Source organism: Coriobacteriia bacterium (assembly GCA_031292615.1).
Lineage (GTDB): Bacteria > Actinomycetota > Coriobacteriia > Anaerosomatales > JAAXUF01 > JARLGT01.
On the sequence record JARLGT010000102.1, the window covers coordinates 25,075 to 44,256 of the forward strand.

Below are 19,182 nucleotides of genomic sequence, written 5' to 3' on the forward strand. Positions count from 1 at the left end.
CCGTTTCGGGAGGGAGTACTCGCGTGGCCAAGGGCAAGGGCAAGCTCAAGACCAAGCCGTCCGCCGAGAAGCCCACAGGCTTTAGCCCCGCGCAGGCCGCCGAGGAGCTGGGCGTGCCTGTCGCATGGGTCCGCTCGCAGATTGCGGCCGGTGTCGTGACCCCAGCGCGATCGAGCGACAAGCGCAACGCACGCTACATCCTCTCAGAAACCCACGTTGACACCCTGCGCTCCATCGCTGCCGAGGACCCCTCGGCTGGCGGCACGGCGGCTCTCGCGCGCGTCTCGCAGCTCGAATCCGAGCGCGCCAATCTGCTCGCGCAAGTTGCATGGGAGCGTGCGATCTCGCAGGAGCAACAAAAGGCGCTCGAGACCGAACTCGCCCGCGCCGAGAAGCTCGCTGCCGACCTCGAGACGCAGCGCGCACGAGTCGAGGCGCTCAAGGCGCTCAGCGCGTGGGACAGAGTGCTCGGGCGCCACAAAGCGATCTAGCTTCGCGACCAGGCGCCGTGCCATCACGCTCGCGGCCCGTCCGCCGGACCGGGCTCGGGCGCGTGCAGCTACGAGCTGGGCGCGTGCCGCATGCTGCGCTCGATCAACGTCTGCTGCGCGTCGACTCGCTCCTCGCCCTCGGCCACCTGCGCTCGGACGTACGTACCATCCGGCTGCATGTCACGGGCGTGCGTGTTGTCGGCGAAGTAGATGTCGAGCGCGTCGGCCTTCAGCCGCTTGATCAACGACGGATCCTTGATCGGGAAGAGGATCTCGACTCGGCGGTCGAGGTTTCGGCGCATGAGGTCGGCGCTGCCCACGAGCACGGTCGGATCGCCCGCATTGCCGAAGTAGTAGACGCGGCTGTGCTCGAGGAAGCGGCCCACGACGCTTCGGACGCGGATGTTCTCGCTCACACCCAGCACGCCCGGACGCACCTGGCAGATACCGCGGATGAGAAGCTCGATCTTGACGCCTGCAATCGAGGCTTCGTAGAGGAGCTTCGTGACCTTTGCGTCGACGAGGGAGTTGGCTTTGAGGATCATGTGGCCGCCTCGGCCAGCGCGCGCATGCTCGATCTCGCGCATCACGAGTCCCTCGAGCCCGCTGCGGATGGTGTTGGGCGCAACCAAGAAGCTCTCGTAACTCTCGCGCAGTGCGTAGCCTGTCAGGAAGTTGAACAACTCAGTGGCGTCCTCACCCATGGCCTCGTCGGCGGTGAGGAAGTCCAGGTCGGTGTATTGCGTGGCGGTGACGACGTTGTAGTTGCCGGTCCCTAGATGCAGGTAGCGGCGGATTCGCTTGCCTTCTCGGCGGACGATGAGCGCGATCTTGGAGTGCGTCTTGAGGCCGAGCACACCGTAGACCACGTGGACGCCTTCTTGCTCGAGTCGCCGAGCCCAGCCGATGTTGCTCTCCTCGTCGAAGCGCGCCTTGAGCTCGACGAGCGCCGCGACCTCCTTGCCGTTTTGCGCCGCTTCGAGAAGCGCCTCGACCACGGGGCTGTCCTTCCCCACGCGATAAAGCGTCATCTTGATGGCGAGCACATCGGGATCGCTTGCCGCCTGCTTGAGCAGGTCCACGAACGGCTCGAAGGAGTCGAACGGGCGATGCAGCAAGATATCGCGCTCGCGAATCGCAGCGAACAGATCGACCTGCTCCTCGTCGTCGAGTAGCTGCAAGGGAGCTGGGCGGAAGGGTGTGTCTTTGAGGTCTGGCCGATCGATCTTGTAGAGCTCCATCAGGTTGCTGGCACCGATGGGCGGCTCGAGCACAACGATGTCCTCGGGATCGAGCTTGAGATTCTCAACCAGGATGTCGCGCACGAAGTCGGGCAGCGACGGTGTCACCGTGACGCGCACGACGCTGCCGAACCGGCGCTTGCGCACGCCTTCCTCGATCGTCTCGAGTAGGTCCTCGGCCTCGAGCTCTTGGATGGCCACCTCGGCGTCACGAGTCACGCGGAAGGCGTGCGCCTCGACCACCTCCGAGCCCGGGAAGATCATGTCCATGTGCGAGATGATGAGCTGCTCGAGCCATACGAAGTGAAACGCTCGGCCTCGGCTGGGCTGATCGGGCTTCAGCTCGCAGTGCGGCCCGCTGGCCTCTGGCGCACACACCGGCACCAACCGAGGAAGGGCGCGCGGCATCTTCACGCGCGCGAACCGCTCTTCGCCTTCGGGCGTTCGTATGAGGATGGCGAGGTTCAGGCTCAGGTTCGAGATGTGTGGGAAGGGGCGCGCGGGGTCGAAGGCCAGCGGCGTGAGCACGGGGTAGACGTAGCTCTCGAAATACTCGTCGGCGAACCGCTTCTGCGCGTCGTCGAGTTCGTCGTAGTCCAGGATGTAGATTCCGGCGGCACACAGTTCGTCGCGCAGCGCCTTGAACGCGCGGCGGCTACGGCGCAGCAGCGAGCTGGCGCGGTCACGAACGAGCTGAAGCTGCTCGGCGGGCGTCAGCCCGTCCGCGGACAGATCGCGCACGCCCGCCGCGACCTGCTGCTTGAGACCAGCGACGCGCACCATGTAGAACTCAGCCATGTTGGAGCTGAAGATCGAGAGGAACTTGACGCGCTCGAGCAACGGGTTGGCCGAGTCCTCGGCTTCCTCAAGTACGCGCTCCTGGAAGTCGAGCAGCGACATCTCGCGGTTCAGGTAGAGCGCCGGCGCGGTCAGGTCGACCGCCGGTGGAAGCGCCGGCTCGGGCTCGGCGACCAACGGCATCGGCTCGATCTCGGGGACGGTCACGACCCCGGCCTGCGGCGGTGTGGTCGGCTCCGGCCGCACACGCGTCGCCGCCTCGGCAGGCGATGGCGCGGCCGGCTGAGCCTCGTCTCCCGACAACACGCTGCTGGGCAGACCCCCGGCTCCGACAGTCTCGTCGTTCATCTCTGTGCTTCCCCTCGTCGCTCTGCGTTCCACACCAAACGGCCACCACCACGGCATACGCGCTACTCGCCTTCCAGTACGGCGACTTCAACGCGTCGGCCGAACGTCTCCTCGAACAGGTCCTTCTTCTTTCCCACACCGTACAGCTCTGCATGAAGATCAACGGCGCCAACGACATCGAACCGAGTGACCTCGCCGTCGTCGGTCACCGAAACGGATGCGATCCGAGAGCCGCGTCCCCGGTCGAGACCGTCCGCGATCCGGAGGATCGCGGCGAGCTGGCGTACCGTCGCGCGATCGGCGGGCTCGATGGCCGCCCACGACTCGTGGCTGCGCTTGGGCAGCGCCTTGGTGTGATAGCGCGCGATCGCCGCCACCATCGCGGTCTCCCGCCGAGTAAGTCCGGGCAGCCCCGAGTGAAGAATCAGGTGATAGCTGTGCCGGTGGTGCCTGTCGTAGGCGATGTAGTAGCCGATGTCGTGAAGCATCGCCGCCGATTCGAGCAACCGGCGATCGCCCGGCTGCAGGTGCATCACGTCCGCAAGCTGGTCGAAGATCGAGAGCGACAAAGCCGTGACGTGCTCGGCATGTTGCTGGTCGAAGCGATAGCGTCGGCCCACGTCGCGAACCGAGTCCATGTGGTCGGGTGCGGTCGCTTCGATGGCGCCATCGCTCGCCAACGTGTCCAGCACGATGCCTTCTCGGATACCCCGCGCGTTTACCAGAACGCTGCTTGCGCCGAACAGCTTCAGCGTCTCGGCGAGCACGAGCGTGCCCGCCAGGATGATGTCGATGCGCTCTGCCGGCATGCCTGCCATCGCGAGGCGCTCGGCGGCCGTCGAATGAGAAAGGATGCCGAGCAGCTGCATGATCTCCGGCCGCTCGATCTGCACGCCCTGCAGCGACTCGTACCTGCGGCCACGCATGCCGGCGACCACTGCGGCGATCGTCGTGATTGCGCCGCCCGAGCCCACCAGTACGGAGACGCCCGGCTGCAGTGGCGTCACACTGGCGAGCAACGTGCGTCGCACGAAACGCTTCAGCTTCTTGAACGATGCCTCGCTCGGCGGATCCTCGGCAAGAAAGCGCTCGGATATCACGCGCGCACCGATTCGCATCGAGACGATGCTCACGGGCTCTTCGCCCACGCCCTGCACGATCTCCACCGACCCGCCGCCTATGTCGAGAATCACCGACTCCGGCATCTCGGTGGTCATCGGCATCGCCGAGAGCCACACGAGGCGTCCTTCCTCCTCCGCCGAGATGATCTCGACGTCGAGGCCGGCCTCGTTGTGCAGCCTGTCGACCAGCTCCTGACCGTTGCTCGCGCGGCGCACGGCCTCGGTTGCGATGGCTCGCACCTCGGTCACCCCGAGGTTGCGGCCGATATCCATCATCGCCTTGAGTGCCGAGACGGTTCGGTCGACCGCCTCGGGATCGAGTTGCCCGCTGGCGTCGAGTCCCTGACCCAGGCGCGTCATCTCTTTCTCGTCGTCGATGATGCGGTGCGGACCGCCAACCGGCACCTCGACGATGTTCGAACGCACGGAGTTGGTCCCGACGTCGATGACCTGCAGCAGTCTCACGGGCGTTCCTCCGGTGCGGGCGCAGGCGCACCGAGCGCGGGCGCAGCGTCCGGGACGAGGTCGGGGGTCTGGTCTGGGGCTGGCGCGACGCTGCGTAGCTGCGGGCGCACCCACGGCTCGGCACCGATCACGACCGGTGGTTCGATGGCCAGCCCCGCGGCGTCCGAACTCCAGGGCTGCGCCGCGGTGTCGATCGGCGGCATGCCGTCGGGCGAGATGACGGCTGCCTCCGCCAGCACGACCGCAGGCTGCGGGGACGATCCCTCGGCAGGTGCGATCACCACCTCCAGCGCGGCTGGCGAGTGTGCCGCTGCGGCCTCGGCTGTGGGCTCGGCGGGCGCGGGTTCGGGCAGTCGCGAGAGGGGCAGCAAGAGCGCGGGCAGCAGCTCGCCAGCCGGGTGCTCGGTAGTCAGCGTCAGGAACGCCTCGAACGTCGCCCGGGCGCGCTCCTCCAACAGCGTGGTCACGTCACCCAAGTCGCTTGCCGAGACACCCGCGCGCGCGGCGAGTGCGACTAGCTCCGGCGCCTGCAGCTGATCGAGAAAGAGGTGCAGGTCGTGCAGATCGCCGAGCGTGTCCTGGAACTCGGTGAGCACCGGGTGTACGGCGTCGAAGTCGTCGCCGTACACCGGCGCGAACACCTCGACGGCGTATCGCAGCCGCTTGAAGTCGATGCGCAATGCGTGCTGCTGCAGCGTGTTCTCCTCCGGCAGCGCGCCGGGCAGCGCGCCGAAAACCACGCTCGCACGTTGCGCGACCTGCGCGTGCGCGAAGCCGGACAGCGGCCGCTTGGCCTCCGTCGAGCTGCCGCCGATCGAGCGCGCCAGCTTGCGCAGCGTGCGGCGGTTCTCGGCGAGGTCGAGACGCGATAGCTCGCGGTTCAGCGCCACCAGCTGCTGCTCGCGAGTGCCCATTCGGCGGCCGATCAGGAAGGCGACGGCACGCTTGCCACCGTTGCCGAGGCTCTTGGCGAAGCCAGCAAACTCGTCGATGAAGACGTCGGCGTCGCGGACCGGACCGAGCGCGCGCGTAATGCGCCGAACGCGCCCGTACCACTCGCGGAACTCGCGCTGCGGATAGAGCGGATCGAGCAGTCGCATCGTCTCTCTCAGCCGCCGAGAGGCCACACGCATGTCGTGCACGGCATCCATGTCCGCGCCGCTGGAGGCGGCTCCTTCGAGGGCGAACAGCGGCTCGGCCTTCGCCAGCAGAAGCGCCGGGGCAGCGTCGGCAAGCGGCGTGAAGGCATCGACGCCTGGTACCGCAAACCGCTGATCCATCTACAGGTCCTCCATCGGTCAAGCCACGAGCTCGGCGAATGTGAAACGTGACGCGGGCAACTTCCGGGGCAATACACTCCAGTGGGGCCGCGTTCGTGCAGGCAGCGCCACCGTTTGAGCATACCCGAGCCCTGACAGGAATGGTTAGATGCCCGACGTTTCCGCGAAGCCCGCGGGTAAGGAGCCCAACATGACCTCCGACACGCCCACGCCCGAGCCCGCACCTACGCCCGAGCCGGAACAGCCAACACCGCCGGCACCAATCGCGTACACCACGCTTCTCCCGCACTTCACCCCCGCCGAGCACCTTGCCCGTGGCCGAGCCGCCCGCCAAGACACTCCGCGCAGCTCGCACGCGTCGTGGGAGACGTGGTCCGACCGGCCAGACCCGATCGACGTGCTGGAGGAGCAGGGCGCGCATCGCACGCCAGAGCTTCTGCCCATCCGCTACGGCCGCATGGTGGCATCCCCGTTCGCGTTCTACCGCGGGGGCGCCGCGATCATGGCGTCCGACCTGGCGACGACTCCGCGCAGCGGTCTGAAGGCGCAGTGCTGCGGAGATGCGCACTTGGTCAACTTCGGAGTGTTCGCGTCGCCGGACCGCTCGCTCGTCTTCGACATCAACGACTTCGACGAGACGCTGCCCGGGCCGTGGGAGTGGGACGTGAAGCGTTTGGCGGCCAGCTTCGAGGTCGCCATGCGCGATCGCGGGATGGATGCGACGGCACGGCGCGGCGCGGTTCTGGTGGCTGCACGCACCTATCGCGAGACCATGCTCGAATTCGCCCAGCTCAACACGATGGACGTCTGGTACGCACGCCTCGACGCCGTTGAGCTGCTGGAGAACCTGCAAGCCACTGGCGATCGCAAGGACGCCAAGCGCGTCGCGAAGGGCTTGGAGAAGGCGCAGTCGAAGAACAGCCTCCGCGCGCTGGAGAAGCTCACCGTGACGGTCGACGGCGAGCCGCGGATCATCAGCAACCCGCCGCTCATCGTCCCGGCCTCCGAGCTGCTGCAGGGCGCCGAGTTCGACCGCTTCACCGAGGTCATCCACCAGTTCCTGTCCAACTACGCCGCGAGCCTTCCAGACGACCGGCGCCATCTGCTGACCGAGTTCGAGTTCAAGCAGATTGCGCGCAAGGTCGTGGGAGTAGGCAGCGTCGGCATGCGCTCGTGGATCGTGCTGACGCTCGGACGCAACACCGACGACCCGCTGTTCCTACAGCTCAAGCAGGCGGAGAGCTCCGTAATGGAGCGCTTCGTTGGTCGAAGCCGCTACCGCAACCACGGGCGCCGAGTAGTCGAGGGGCAGCGCCTGATGCAGGCCGCGAGCGACATCTTGCTTGGCTGGTACAAGGTGTTGGCGTTCGACGGGCTCGTCCACGACTTCTACGTCCGTCAGCTCTGGGACGGCAAGGCCTCGCTTGACGTTGCGACAATGCCGGCTCGGATGTTCGGCCCATACGCACGTGCGTGTGGCTGGACGCTTGCTCGGGCGCACGCACGCAGCGGCGACCGAATTGCCATCGCGGGCTACCTGGGAGCCGGCTCGGTGTTCGACGAGGCAATCGCTGACTTCGCGGCCACGTACGCCGATCAGAACGAGCGCGACTACGAGAAGCTCGTTACGGCGGTCAAGAGCGGGCGGATCGCGGCGCAGACGGGAGTCTAGGGCTCGGACTACTTGCCTGCCCGTGAGTCGGCCACTGAGACCCATACGTTGCTGCCGACGGGCACGGTCAGTCCCGCCGAGGGCGCCTGATCGACGACCACGCCGTCCGGCGTCCCTGTGGCCGTGACGGCGCGCGGCGACGCGAACAGCCTCGTGTTGCTCGCCTCCCGGCTTGCCTGCACGAACGTCTCGCCGACCATCTGAGGCACGACCACACCGGGTGTTCCCGGCCCCAACGAAACCACGATAACGTCGGCCGAGCCGGTCGAGGCGGTATCACCTGCGCGCGGAAGTTGTTCGATGACCTCTCCGGAGTGCATGGAAGGGCTGTATGCGTACAGCACGGTAGGCACGAAGAGCTCGTACTCCAAAGCCGCTTGGGCGTCGCTCGACACAGCCCCAACAACGTCCGGGACGATTGCCTGCCTCGGCGATATCGCGACCGCGATGTTGACCGGCGATCCTTGGGCGACGTTGGTGTAGGGCGCCGGCGATTGGCCGATGATCCTGCCGGCAGGAAAGTCCTTCGTGACCCGGTACGTCGCCCTCCCCTCTCGGAGACGCGCGCCGATGAGGAGTCTGCTCGCCGCATCTGGAGTCAGGGACACGAGGGCGGGCACCGGAACTGGCAACGTCGCCCTCTCGAAGAACCACGCACCCAGCCCAAGGGCAAACACAGCAACGACCCCGACAGCGATCAGGACGACAGCGGGCGCTCGGCGCTTGGGCGCATCGACGGCGAGCTCTGCGGAAGCTGTTGCATCAGGACTGACCGAAGTGTCGGTGGGAGTCGAGACGTCGCTTGCCGAGGACCCCTCGGGGTCTGCTGGATACGAGCCGAGCTCGTCGCGCGTCATCTCACTCCTCTTGCCGTCGGTGCGTCAGTCCCTCGCTAGGGTAGCGCGGTCAGCACGACCGCCGCCAGCGCCAGACAAACTCCGAGGATCTGGAGGCGGTGCAGGCGTTCATGCAGCACGGTTCGCGCCAGCAAGATCGTGGTGACCGGATACAGCGAGCCGATCACCGAGGCGACCGCCATCGGACCGATCCGCAGCGCGGTGATCATCGTGAAGTTCGCCGCAGCATCGAGCACTCCCGCAAGCAGCGCAGGCGCCAGCGCCGAGCGACTCAGAGCACGCCCTGACGAGCCGCGACCCAGCATCGCCACGCCCAGGATGAGCGCGCCGGTGCAGCGCGCGACCAGCAGCGGGGCCAGGCCGCTCGCGTGGCTGGTAAACGACAGCGCGATGAGCGAGCAGGCGAAGCCAGTGCCCGCAAGTACTGCCAGCATCACCGCGCGCGGAGGGGTGGCGTGCTCGTCGTCGGGGTCTGTCACCGTGCTCACGACCACGACGGCGACGATCGCCAACGCGAGCCCAAGCAGTGGGGCGAAGCCAACGCGCGAGCCGCGGAAAAGGTCGAACGCAGCCGGGCCTGCGCCAGCGAGCGCCGCGGTCACCGGCGCAACGATGCCCATGCGGCCTGCAGCAAGAGCGGCGTACAGCGACAGCACGCCTACCGTGCCCACGACTCCCGAAACCGCTGCCCAGCCGAAGTCGGCGGATGTGAACGCGGCCGGCCGCACGAAGACGAGCACCACGGCGAAGATGGCGACGCCAATGCCGTAAACCACAGCCGTCACCGAGAGTGCGGAGCCTCGCCTGCTGGCGAGCCCGCCGAGGAAGTCAGAACCGCCAAAGAACGCCGCTGTCGCCGTCGAGATGAGAGCTGTCAGCACGGGGCTTCGACAGGCTCCTTGCTGTTGGCAAGATCGGCCAGCGTCTGGGAGCTCATGAACTCACGCAGCACCGCTGACGCTGCAGTCCAGATCGGGTGCACTGGGCAGTCGGACGACCGGCCGCAGTGTGTAGGATCGGCCACGCAGATATTAAGCTGCAGGTTCTCCCCAGCGACTGCCAGGACCTCTCGCAGCTGTATCTGCGACGCCGAGCGCGCCAAGAGGAATCCGCCGCTGCGGCCTCGGCGGGACTCGAGAATCCCTGCATCAGCAAGGTTGCCCAAGATGGTGCGGGCAAGCTCGTAAGGAACACCGGCTTCGTCCGACAGCGCGCGAGCAGAGACCACGGTTCCTTGTGTGCGCTTCGCGAGCCCGACCATCAGCCGGACCGCGTAGTCCGCTTCGCGAGTAATGACCACGGTAGCTCAATCCTCTCGGATGCGCCCCGTTCAGCCCCGTTGAACAGGTACGTACTTGTTACAGACACCCGTACAGTATCAGTTCAACCGTGCTCGCGTCAGCCCGGGGGAGCGTGCTACCTGCGCCCGGCCTTCTTACGGTCGTTCGCCGACAGCAAGCGCTTGCGAAGACGGATGCTCTTGGGCGTGATCTCCACAAGCTCATCGTCCTCGATGTACTCGAGGGCTTCCTCGAGCGTGAACAGGATCGGCGGGTGCAAGACGATTGCCTTGTCAGCCGAGGATGTGCGCATGTTGGTAAGCTGCTTGGCCTTGGCGACGTTGACGACCAGATCGCCTTCCTTGGCGGCCTCTCCCACGATCATGCCTTCGTAGCACATGACGTTCGGGCCGATGAACATCTTGCCGCGCGTCTGCAGCGTGTCGATGGCAAAGGCCGCGGACTTCTCGGTGGCGTTGGCGATCATCGAACCGTTCTGACGGCCGCCCAGATCGCCGCTGAACGGGCCGTACTCCTTGAAGTGGTGGAACAGAATCCCCTCGCCGCGGGTGGCATTGAGGATTCTGGTTCGCAGGCCCATGACTCCGCGGGTCGGGATCTTGAACTCCAGGTGCGTGCGCTCCTCGCGCAGTACCATGTCAGTCATCTCGCCGCCGCGGGCGCCGAAGATCTCGATGACCTTGCCGGCGAACTCACTCGGCACGTCGACGACGGCCTCTTCGATCGGCTCGAGCTTCTTGCCGCCTTCGTTCTTCAGGATGACCTGCGGTCGGCCGACCTGGAACTCGTAGCCCTCGCGACGCATCGTCTCCATCAGCACGGAGAGATGCAGAACGCCTCGGCCGGCGACCTCCATGCCGCTCTTGTCCTCGGTCTCGGTGATGTTCATCGAGATGTTGGACTCGGCCTCGCGCAGCAGTCGCTCCTTGATCTGGCGACCGCCGACGATCTTGCCTTCCTGCCCGATGAGCGGGCTGGTCGACGGCGCGAACACGATCGACATCGTGGGTTCTTCGACGTGAATCGGGTCAAGCTGAACGGGCTCGATGCGGCAGGTGAACATGTCGCCGATGTCGCAGTCCTCGATACCTACGACGGCACAGATGTCGCCGGCGTGGACCTCGGTGGCCTGCTGGCGGCCCATGCCCTCGAACGTGAAGAGGTCCTTGACGTTGGCCTGATAACGACTGCCGTCGTTCTTGACCACGAGGATGCGCTCGCCGTTGTGCAGGGTACCCGAGAACACGCGGCCAATGCCGATACGGCCTACGAAGCTCGAGTAGTCAATCGTGCAGACCTGCATGGCGACCGGACCATTGATGTCGACGTCCGGTGCGGGGATGTGCTCGATGATGGCGTCCAGAAGCGGCACCATGTCCATGTTGCCGTCGTCGGGCTCGACACGAGCGTAGCCGTTCACGGCGCTCGTATAGACGACGGGGAAGTCGAGCTGCGCGTCGTTTGCGCCCAGGTCGAGCATCAGCTCGAACACCTCGTCGATGACCTCATGCGGACGGGCGCCCGGACGGTCAATCTTGTTGACGACAACCATCGGCTTCAGGCCGTGCTCGAGAGCATGCTTGAGCACGAAACGGGTCTGCGGCATCGCGCCTTCGAAGGCGTCGACAATCAGCAGGCAACCATCGGCCATCTTCAAGACGCGCTCGACCTCGCCGCCGAAGTCAGCATGGCCCGGCGTGTCGATCACGTTGATCTTGGTGTCGTGGTAACGAATCGAGATGTTCTTCGCGAGGATCGTGATGCCGCGCTCGCGCTCTTGGTCATTGGAGTCCAAGACGCGCTCGGCGACCTGCTGGTTGTCTCGAAAGACGTGCGTGGTCTGAAGAAGCCTGTCGACCAGCGTGGTCTTGCCGTGGTCGACGTGGGCGATGATGGCGATGTTGCGGACGTCGTTGACGCGCATGCGTTTTCAGCTCCGTACGGTAGGTTGCCAGCACCTCAGGGTGCGGGCGCGAACATCAAGCGTAGCACGGGCGTCAACGGCGCCTCAATCGAGCCTGCGATCTGTCGTAGCTGAATCAATGTCGAGGCTGAGCGCACTCGAGAGGAGTCCCGCGCTCATGGTTGCTCGGAACGCGGAACTCCTCGAAGAGCTTGCTAGAGCGCCTTGCTACTCGTCCGCAGGAAGTTGCAGATCCAGAAGGCACTTGTCGGCTCCTGCGCCCAGACGGCTTAGGAACGTCAGATCGAGACCGGCGCCCGCGAAGGTCCCCTCGTCGACTGCCGCCGCGATCTCGCACAACGTGTCGACTTCTTCGGCGGGAAGTCCCATGCCCTCCCACGCGGCGTGGAGCGGGCACGATGTCATGCGAAGCACGATGTGGCCGTTGGAGTTCTCCTCAATCCCCGGCTCGAACAACTCGCCCTGGCAGGGGGATCCGTTGCAGAAGATGCTACCTACCTCGACGAGATCGGCTGCTTCGACCGCCGGACGGTACTTGCGACCCACCTCGATGCCTCGGCGGTAGATAGCACGCTTCATGAGCGCAATCGCCGCGTCCTTGCCGATCGTCGTGACCAGCTCCTCGTAGATGTACGCGTACATGTATGCGCGGGTTTCGAACGCGGAGCGCGTCTCGGCACGCGACTTTGCGAGTTCGGCCTCTAGCTCTTCGATCGTGCGAGCGCTCTGTTCCATGCGGCCCTCCAAGATGGCGCGGAATCATCGGGTTACGCAGTCGATTCTACTCTCACACGATGCCGCCAAACGCGACGTGCGCGTGGCCGTTACTGGCCACGCGCACGTGTTGCCAAACAACCGAGTGTTCGGCCGTGATCTTGAGCCGACCGCTAGGACGTCTGGAGCTCTGGCGCCGGTGCGGGCGTGTCGTCGTGACCGTGGCCACCGGGATGGACCTCGAGCTCTTCCATCCCGAAGAAGTCCAAGGCGCAAGGCACGTCGGCCGTTGCAGCGAGGTACAGGTGGATCGTCATCATCAAGATGAACGCCCAGTTGATGACGTAGTGGACGGTGCGGATGATCCACATCCACAGCGCCATGCCTCCCAGACCGCCGGCCCACGTGCCCACCAGAATCTGGCTCAAGCTCGTGCCGAAGAGGAAGCCGTAGCGCACGAGGCAAAGACCGGTGATGGCCTGGATGATCATCATGTAGAGGAACAGGTTGTACGAGATCTTCTGTAGCACGTTGTACTTGGCGACGTGCGGCTTGTTGTTGCTGAAGTAGCCGTAGTACGCAAGCACGCCGAGCGTCGACTGGAGATCCTTCTTGCCAATCGCGAACTCACGCCAGTCGGCGTTGGTCTTGGAGAAGAAGGCGTACCAAACGCGCCAGACCAGGGTCACGATGACCACGGTCATCAAGACGTAGTGCGTGCCGCGCATGAAGTCGCGCCCATCCGCGAAGTACGGGAAGCGCAGGTACATACCCGTGAAGCCCAAGCCGATCATCGAGAACATGTGCACCGCGTGCACGAACTTGGGTGCCGCCGGGGGCCTCGAGTCATGCTCCGGCCACTCGCCTTCGATAAAGGACTTCCTGAATCGCCCGAGGTACACGAAGAGCGAGAAATGGAAGATCAGGAAGATCAATATGAACGCGTAGAGTCCTGTGAAAATGACATCGAGCCAGACGTTGATCGTCGTCAGACTCATCGTTCCCCCTCACCCGAGTTCGCGGGTCGTTGGCCGGACCCGCATTGCAGCCAGTAGACGAGCCAGTACTCCCGCCTGCGCGCTTAGTTCGACGCACGCTTGCGGCTTCCCTCTTAGCACGCGCGTGTTTGCACGAGCTTCAACGCTTCCCACGAGAACGCCTGTGGGCTCACTCCAACCCATCGCGAACGACGGGGCAGGTCATACAGTGACATCCGCCGCGGCCTTTGCCCAGCTCTGTTCCATCGATTTCGATGACCTCAATGCCGGATGCGCGCAGGTTGGCGTTCGTCTTGGTATTGCGAGCATAACCGACAACGACGCCCGGCTCGATAGCCACGACGTTATTTGCGTCGTCCCACTGCTCGCGGGCGGCTCCAAAAGCGTCGCCGCCCGTCGGGATCGTGCGCAGCTGCGGCACACCCATGGCGTCAGCCGCTGCCGGCAGCAGACCGGGCTCCTCGGTGATGTCGAAGTGGTCGTCGCGGTCGCCCGGGCGGATGCTGAATACGCGCATGGCGTCGACGACCGGAGCGAAGAGCGTCACGGCGTCACGGTCCACGAAGTTGAACACTGTGTCGAGGTGCATGTAGCTGCGATCCTGTTGCATGCGGCAAGCGATGACGCGCTCCGCTGCGCCCGCCGAGAACAGCGAGCGCGTTATGTGCTCGACCATACGGCCTGTGGAGCGCTCACCCAGACCCACAAGAACGGTCTTGTTGCCGATTGGCATGATGTCGCCGCCTTCGAGAGACGCCGTCTGCCCGAAGTCCTCGACGGCGAAGCGCTCGGCGTCGCCGGCGGGCGGATACCAGAAGTCGAAGCTCGCCTCGGTGAAGAGCGGATGGTGACGGTAGATCTCCGAGACGTTGGAGACCTCGAGTCGCCGTGCATGCCAGAACAGCGGCGGCAGGACGACGCCCCCAAAAATCCACGCCGAGGAGTCGCGTGTGAACAGCGTGTTTGGAAGCGGCGGCAAGACGAACGACATCTCCTCGGAGAGCACGGCGCCCAGCGAATGTCGGTTGATGACCTCGAGGTCGAGTCCCTCGAGCTCAGAGATCAGCAACCCGCCGATGAGCACTGACGCCAAGCGGTCGGGCGGCAGCGAGTACATCCACTGGCGCAGGTCATCGACGAGCGACAGCCCGACGGTAAACGACGAAACGGCCCGCTCGACCACGTGGCGACAGGCCTCGGGCGAAAGAGCGAGGGTCTCGGCAAGGAGGTCTTCGAGATAGAGCACCTCGACGCCGCGGCCTCGCAAGACGTCGGTGAACTCGTCGTGTTCGCGCTGCGCGCGGTCGACGGCGACCAGATCGTCGAACAGGAACTCGTGGCGGTTGGCAGGCGTTAGGCGCTCAAGGCTGCGCCCGGGTCGGTGCACCAGCACCTTGCGCAGACGCCCTACCTCGGAATGGACTCCGTACTCCACCATGCAGGTTCCCACCTCTCACCGTTGTGGCGGCGTCCATCGTATCCTGCAGAGCCGAGCGCGTATATGCTGCCGCGTGCGGGTACGTATCCGCTCGTGCCCACAATCCGCGATACGCCCCAGCCAAGGAGAGTCCTCATGAGCGAACTGATGCCCGGCGTGTTCCTGGTCGACGGCGTCGGAATGCCCGGCCGTCCAGGCACCGTGAACGTCAGCCTGCTGGTCGCAGGCGACGGCACCGCGACCCTGGTTGATGCCGGCTTCCCGGGCGTCAGCGAGCCACTCGCGGCGACGCTTGCCGAGGCAGGGATCTCGGCGGGGGCGGTGAGGCGCGTGATCATCACGCACCATCATCCCGACCACACAGGCGGCCTGCCCGAGGTCGTCGCGATGACCGGCGCCGAGGTGTGGGCGCACACCGACGACGCGGACCTGATCGACGGCACCACCGTTCGCCAGCCACCGGCGGGAATGCCTGCGGGCGCTGCCTCGTCCATGCACCGCATCCTGCCAGCGCCAGTCGATCTGCGGCTCATGGGCGGCGAGGTCCTCGGCGTACTCGGGGGGTGCCGGATCTTGCACACTCCGGGGCACACTCCGGGGCACATCAGCCTCTACCTGCCCGAGCTCTCGCTGCTCATCGCCGGCGACATCCTGCGCTACGAGAACGGCGACGTGACCCGGGCTCCCGCAATGTTCACCGCAGACGCCGAGACCAACGAAGCCTCGCTTCGAGCGCTTGCACGCCTGGAGTTCGAGCGGATGCTGCCCTACCACGGCGACTTCCTCGGCGCAGACGCCAGCTCTCAGATGCGCCGGAACCTAGGGCTGTAGCGCGAACGCCGGGTACTTGGGCTCGACGCGCCTTGAGGCATCGCTCGGAATCTCGCGTTAGACACCGGCGTACTCCCAATGGGGTACGCCAAGATGCGACTGCGCGCCGACGCGGCCACTCCGCTGCGGCGCAAGAATGAGTGACAAGCCGATGCCACGAAGACGTGGCGGTCCGGGCACCGGCCCAAATGGCGGGGAACCCCACCCCTCCGCCCCCCTTCCTGTTCGGGCCGCCCGTCCCTCAAGGCCCGAACGCACGAAGGCCCGCCTTCTCCCGGCGGGCCTTCGCTGCGTTCTGCGTCGATCCGGCTAGCCTAGGCAGGCTGCCAGAAGCAGCGCTTGGGCGACACGATTTCGCCCGTCTTCTTCAGGTCGTTCATCGCCTTGTCGACGACCTTGCGATCCAAGCCGGTGAGTTCGACGACCTTGCCGGCGTTGACCGGCTCGCCGACGCCCTTGATCGCGTCGAGTACCTGCCGCTTGGGCTCCATCGTGTCTCCTCTCTCATCACCTGTGGCGTGCAGGAGAATACCGTAACTGTGGGCAGTTCACTCGCATTTTCGGCTTCTCCGGCGGTCCCTGGGGGCAAACTGGAACGCGCCCGTAGCTACCCCGGCGGCGAGCAGCGCCGTTGCAGCCAGGCTGTCAGGGTGACGAGATAGTGATCGAGCGATGCGACGTAGCGCTCGTTGACCAGCGTGCCGCTCTCGTCGAAAGACTCGGCCGAGAACGCGATCGCTAGCTCGGCCTCCGAGAACACCGGAGCGCGGAAGAAGTACCAGCTTTGCCGCCAGTGCAACTGACCGCGAATCGTTCCCATGTAGCCGGTGCTCGCACCCATCACCGCCATGGGACGCCCGACCAGCGTCGGGTCGCCGAACGGCCGTGACAGCCAGTCTACGGCGTTCTTCAGGAAGCCCGGCACTCCGTAGTCGTATTCGGGCGACACCAGCAAGACGCAGTCGGCGGACTGGATCGCAGCCTTGGCGTCGAGTACGACTTGGGGCGGCTCGGCCTCCTCGTCCTGGTCGAAGAACGGGAAGTCCCGAATGGCCACTTGGAAGACCTCGAGGCCTTCAGGAGCGTGCGCAATCACGTTGTCGAGGAGCTTCTGGTTGTAGCTGCCCTTGCGCCGAGAACCGCAAAGCGCAGCGACTCGAACCGTCATCGGCTACTCGATTGTGACGTGCGAACCATCGCAGTACGGCGGGTTCTTGGTCAGTCCGCAACTGCAGATGGCCACCGTTCCGGCTTCCTTGATGTCGAACGCGAGCGGCGTGATTCCGCTGCCCTGGTGAGAGCCGTCGCAATACGGCACGGTGCGGGTCTTGCCACACTGACACCAGTAGTACGTTCCTTCGCCGAGCTCGGTGACGAGCGGGTGGCTCTTGCTCTCGTCGTTCTCAAATCTGGTCATGGCGCCTCCAAGAGTAGTGGTCCGAATCTATGCGTGCGGCTAGGCGAACGTATCGTCCGCGTAGCAGTAACGCCATTCCTCGCCCGGCTCGAACGAACGAATGCACGGGTGTCCTTCGGTCTGAGCATGCTTGGTCGCGTGCTTGCCGATCGATTGATCGCAACAACCGACGTGTCCGCAGTCGAGACACTTGCGCAGGTGCACCCACTCCTGGCCAATGGCCAAGCACTCCTCGCAGCCCTGGGTGCGGGCTTCGGGCTCGGGGACGGGGACCGTGCGTAGATGCTGGCAGGTAGCCATAGGGACTCCTCTCGGGGCTGTCGCTAGGTGCGCTTGGATGGTTGCGGTGACACGTACTCAAAGCGGCTGAGATCCCAGCCTGCAAGCTCGCCAGCGATCGCATATGCGCTGCGCAGGAACTTCACGACGCACCCGCGCGGATCGTCTGCGGTGCGCACCGCCTCGTAGGGCAGCATCCACTCGCCCATCTGCTCGACCCACGCCGCGGCGCTCGGGTCGATCGGCGCCAAAGCACACCCCGGTGGCTGCGGATGCAGGTACGCGTAGAAAGCGGCTGGCGCATTCTCGTCGCCCGGCCAGAAGCCGGCGTTGAGGTGCTCGGCGTCCAAGTCGTAGCGCATGATGTAGCCGCGGTCGTCCGGCGCTGGCGCGTGCTCGCCGTTGAAGAGCAGCACCGCCAGGTCGAAGCCGCCCCACCAGAACTGCACCCCGCTGCGGCCAAAGAATCCCGAGCGGAACTCCTCGAAGACTCCCTGCACGTTGCTCAGCAGTGCGTGAAATCGCTGCGCGTCTTGGGGCACGAAGGTGCAGTCGTGGGTGTTCTCGGCGAAGGACGTGGTGTCGGCAAGCTCCTGAGGCTTCGTCCAGATATCGGCTTCCACCCCCAGCTTCGTCAGCGCGGCCGAGAACAGCTGCCATATCTCGGCGACGCAGCGCCCGCCCAGAGTGATGAGCTCGCTTCGGCCGTCGCTTGCCGAGACCCACAGGACGCCGTCGAAGACGTCGACGCCCATCGAGACGAGGCGCTCGCCGACGGGGACCGCGCCAGTGACGAAGCCGCGGGCATCCAAATACAGCGCGGCGTTGAGCCACTCCGGCTGCGAAGGTGCTAGCGCCAGCCGAGCCTTGCCAAGCATCTGCAAGACCATCTGCAGAGTCTTCTTGGTTGGAGCCCAATCGGCGTAGTTCAGTTCGGGCCAAGCAGTTTCACCAGGCATGAATCGCTCGCCTTCCTCGGCAGTCACGGCGTGTTCTCTCGGGCCGTCTTGCGCACCGCGCCGAGCAGGCCAAACAGCTCGCGGCGTTGCTCGGCGGTCAGTGCCCGCCGCACAAGCGCCTCGATGTCGGCGGCGTGTGCGGTGTAAGCAGGTCCGATCAGCGCGCGCCCCGCGTCGGTCAGCTCGATGATGCGGCTGCGTTGATCGGCAGGGTTTACGCCACGCCCAATCAACCCGCGCGACTCCAGCCGGTCGAGCGCGGCCGTGATCGAGCCACTCGTCAGCCCGAGCTTCTCGGCAAGAGCGCTGGGAGTGAGCGGACCGATGTGAAGCAGCACCTCGAGCAGGGTGAAGTCGCTGAAGCCCAAGCCAGCGTTGGCCATGCTGCGGGCGGCCACTCGATGCATGGCCTCGGTGGTACGGAACAGCGAGAGCCACAGTGTGGGGCCGCTCGGCGTGCGCGCCATCTCTCTCGCCTCCGTCTATGTCGATTCGGCCCGGGCGTTTATCTTGACGTCAAGTCAATTCCCGAACAAAGCGCCGACGAAACGGGGTCAGGCGTGGGGATTGTGTGGAGTCCCCTCTGAGCGCGGAGGCAGTCCTTCAGGACGAAGAGGCCGGCGGCGACCTGGTTCCTACCCCGCAATCGCCGCTGGCGGCGTCACGTCATCGTAGATGCGCGCCGAGGCGATCTTGCCGCTCGGGCCGCGCGAGTAGGCGGCGGCGCCGGCCTGCGGGGTCAGGTGTTCGCTGCCCCACTGATCGACCAGGAACTCGAAGACCACCGTCTCTCCGTCGTCGGTGATCGAGCCGAGGTGCAGCTTGATTCCGCCGTCGGAGAGGATCTTCTCGTACCAGGCGGTGCGATCGGCGCCCGTATGCGAGTACGTCGAGCCCGAGGGCTCGCGAACGACGCCGTCGGACTCGAACAACGAGTCGGCCAGCGCGGCATCGCCGTCTGTCAGCGCGCGGTGGAAGGTCCCGACCGGCTCGGCCGGTTCCTCGGCGATGTGATAGGTGTCCAGCACGGGATGGCGGACCTGGTGCG

Annotated in this window: 20 protein-coding genes; 3 read left to right on the plus strand and 17 right to left on the minus strand. The window is 65.5% G+C overall.

The features are described 5' to 3' along the window. Positions 1-23: 23 nt before the first annotated feature. Positions 24-491, plus strand: coding sequence for a hypothetical protein (locus P4L93_09175; protein MDR3687111.1), 468 nt, complete (start codon positions 24-26; stop codon positions 489-491). Between the two features lie 68 nt (positions 492-559). On the opposite strand, the gene ppk1 is transcribed toward P4L93_09175, so the two are convergent. The 3 genes from ppk1 to P4L93_09190 form a co-directional block, all read right to left on the minus strand. Further along, the gene (gene ppk1 / locus P4L93_09180) at positions 560-2,878 is read right to left on the minus strand and encodes a polyphosphate kinase 1 (GenBank protein MDR3687112.1); all 2,319 of its coding nucleotides are present in this window, start codon (positions 2,876-2,878) and stop codon (positions 560-562) included. Positions 2,879-2,940: 62 nt separating this feature from the next. After that, on the minus strand, positions 2,941-4,464 hold the full coding sequence (locus P4L93_09185; protein ID MDR3687113.1) for a Ppx/GppA phosphatase family protein: 1,524 nt from the start codon (positions 4,462-4,464) through the stop codon (positions 2,941-2,943). After that, the gene (locus tag P4L93_09190) at positions 4,461-5,744 is read right to left on the minus strand and encodes a CHAD domain-containing protein (GenBank protein MDR3687114.1); all 1,284 of its coding nucleotides are present in this window, start codon (positions 5,742-5,744) and stop codon (positions 4,461-4,463) included. The genes P4L93_09185 and P4L93_09190 overlap by 4 nt, the downstream gene beginning before the upstream one ends. A gap of 148 nt (positions 5,745-5,892) precedes the next feature. Here P4L93_09190 and P4L93_09195 point away from each other — a divergent pair, with 148 nt between their 5' ends. Then, positions 5,893-7,416, plus strand: a complete 1,524-nt coding sequence (locus P4L93_09195; GenBank protein ID MDR3687115.1) for a DUF2252 domain-containing protein — start codon at positions 5,893-5,895, stop codon at positions 7,414-7,416. Positions 7,417-7,424: 8 nt separating this feature from the next. On the opposite strand, the gene P4L93_09200 is transcribed toward P4L93_09195, so the two are convergent. From P4L93_09200 to P4L93_09230, 7 genes are all read right to left on the minus strand, one after another. Next, positions 7,425-8,273 (minus strand): PASTA domain-containing protein, encoded by an 849-nt coding sequence (locus P4L93_09200; protein MDR3687116.1) that lies wholly within the window; start codon positions 8,271-8,273, stop codon positions 7,425-7,427. Between the two features lie 35 nt (positions 8,274-8,308). Continuing rightward, entirely contained in the window at positions 8,309-9,154 is an 846-nt protein-coding gene (locus P4L93_09205) for a DMT family transporter (GenBank protein ID MDR3687117.1), read from the minus strand. After that, complete coding sequence (locus P4L93_09210; GenBank protein MDR3687118.1) at positions 9,148-9,573, minus strand: Rrf2 family transcriptional regulator; 426 nt, start codon at positions 9,571-9,573, stop codon at positions 9,148-9,150. Before P4L93_09210 ends, P4L93_09205 begins: the two co-directional genes overlap by 7 nt. A 116-nt stretch (positions 9,574-9,689) precedes the next feature. Then, the gene (typA, locus tag P4L93_09215) at positions 9,690-11,498 is read right to left on the minus strand and encodes a translational GTPase TypA (protein MDR3687119.1); all 1,809 of its coding nucleotides are present in this window, start codon (positions 11,496-11,498) and stop codon (positions 9,690-9,692) included. Between the two features lie 207 nt (positions 11,499-11,705). Beyond that, complete coding sequence (locus tag P4L93_09220) at positions 11,706-12,233, minus strand: L-2-amino-thiazoline-4-carboxylic acid hydrolase (protein ID MDR3687120.1); 528 nt, start codon at positions 12,231-12,233, stop codon at positions 11,706-11,708. Between the two features lie 152 nt (positions 12,234-12,385). Further along, a complete protein-coding gene (locus P4L93_09225; protein MDR3687121.1) occupies positions 12,386-13,210 on the minus strand; it encodes a cytochrome b/b6 domain-containing protein in 825 nt (274 codons plus the stop codon). Between the two features lie 169 nt (positions 13,211-13,379). Continuing rightward, a complete protein-coding gene (locus P4L93_09230) occupies positions 13,380-14,660 on the minus strand; it encodes an arginine deiminase (GenBank protein ID MDR3687122.1) in 1,281 nt (426 codons plus the stop codon). A gap of 123 nt (positions 14,661-14,783) precedes the next feature. Here P4L93_09230 and P4L93_09235 point away from each other — a divergent pair, with 123 nt between their 5' ends. After that, entirely contained in the window at positions 14,784-15,479 is a 696-nt protein-coding gene (locus P4L93_09235) for an MBL fold metallo-hydrolase (GenBank protein ID MDR3687123.1), read from the plus strand. A gap of 314 nt (positions 15,480-15,793) precedes the next feature. Here the strand turns inward: P4L93_09235 and P4L93_09240 are convergent, their stop codons facing one another. The 7 genes from P4L93_09240 to P4L93_09270 form a co-directional block, all read right to left on the minus strand. Then, positions 15,794-15,970: a MarR family transcriptional regulator gene (locus tag P4L93_09240; protein MDR3687124.1), complete on the minus strand. Its 177-nt coding sequence runs from the start codon at positions 15,968-15,970 to the stop codon at positions 15,794-15,796. 116 nt (positions 15,971-16,086) lie between these two features. Beyond that, on the minus strand, positions 16,087-16,647 hold the full coding sequence (locus P4L93_09245; GenBank protein MDR3687125.1) for an NAD(P)H-dependent oxidoreductase: 561 nt from the start codon (positions 16,645-16,647) through the stop codon (positions 16,087-16,089). Positions 16,648-16,650: 3 nt separating this feature from the next. Then, positions 16,651-16,896, minus strand: coding sequence for a CDGSH iron-sulfur domain-containing protein (locus P4L93_09250; GenBank protein MDR3687126.1), 246 nt, complete (start codon positions 16,894-16,896; stop codon positions 16,651-16,653). 39 nt (positions 16,897-16,935) lie between these two features. Next, positions 16,936-17,196, minus strand: a complete 261-nt coding sequence (locus tag P4L93_09255; GenBank protein ID MDR3687127.1) for a UBP-type zinc finger domain-containing protein — start codon at positions 17,194-17,196, stop codon at positions 16,936-16,938. A gap of 23 nt (positions 17,197-17,219) precedes the next feature. Then, complete coding sequence (locus tag P4L93_09260) at positions 17,220-18,134, minus strand: DUF5996 family protein (GenBank protein ID MDR3687128.1); 915 nt, start codon at positions 18,132-18,134, stop codon at positions 17,220-17,222. A gap of 23 nt (positions 18,135-18,157) precedes the next feature. After that, positions 18,158-18,601, minus strand: a complete 444-nt coding sequence (locus P4L93_09265; protein MDR3687129.1) for a MarR family transcriptional regulator — start codon at positions 18,599-18,601, stop codon at positions 18,158-18,160. 168 nt (positions 18,602-18,769) lie between these two features. Beyond that, the coding region (locus P4L93_09270) for a hypothetical protein (protein ID MDR3687130.1) at positions 18,770-19,182 on the minus strand (413 nt) is incomplete at its 5' end.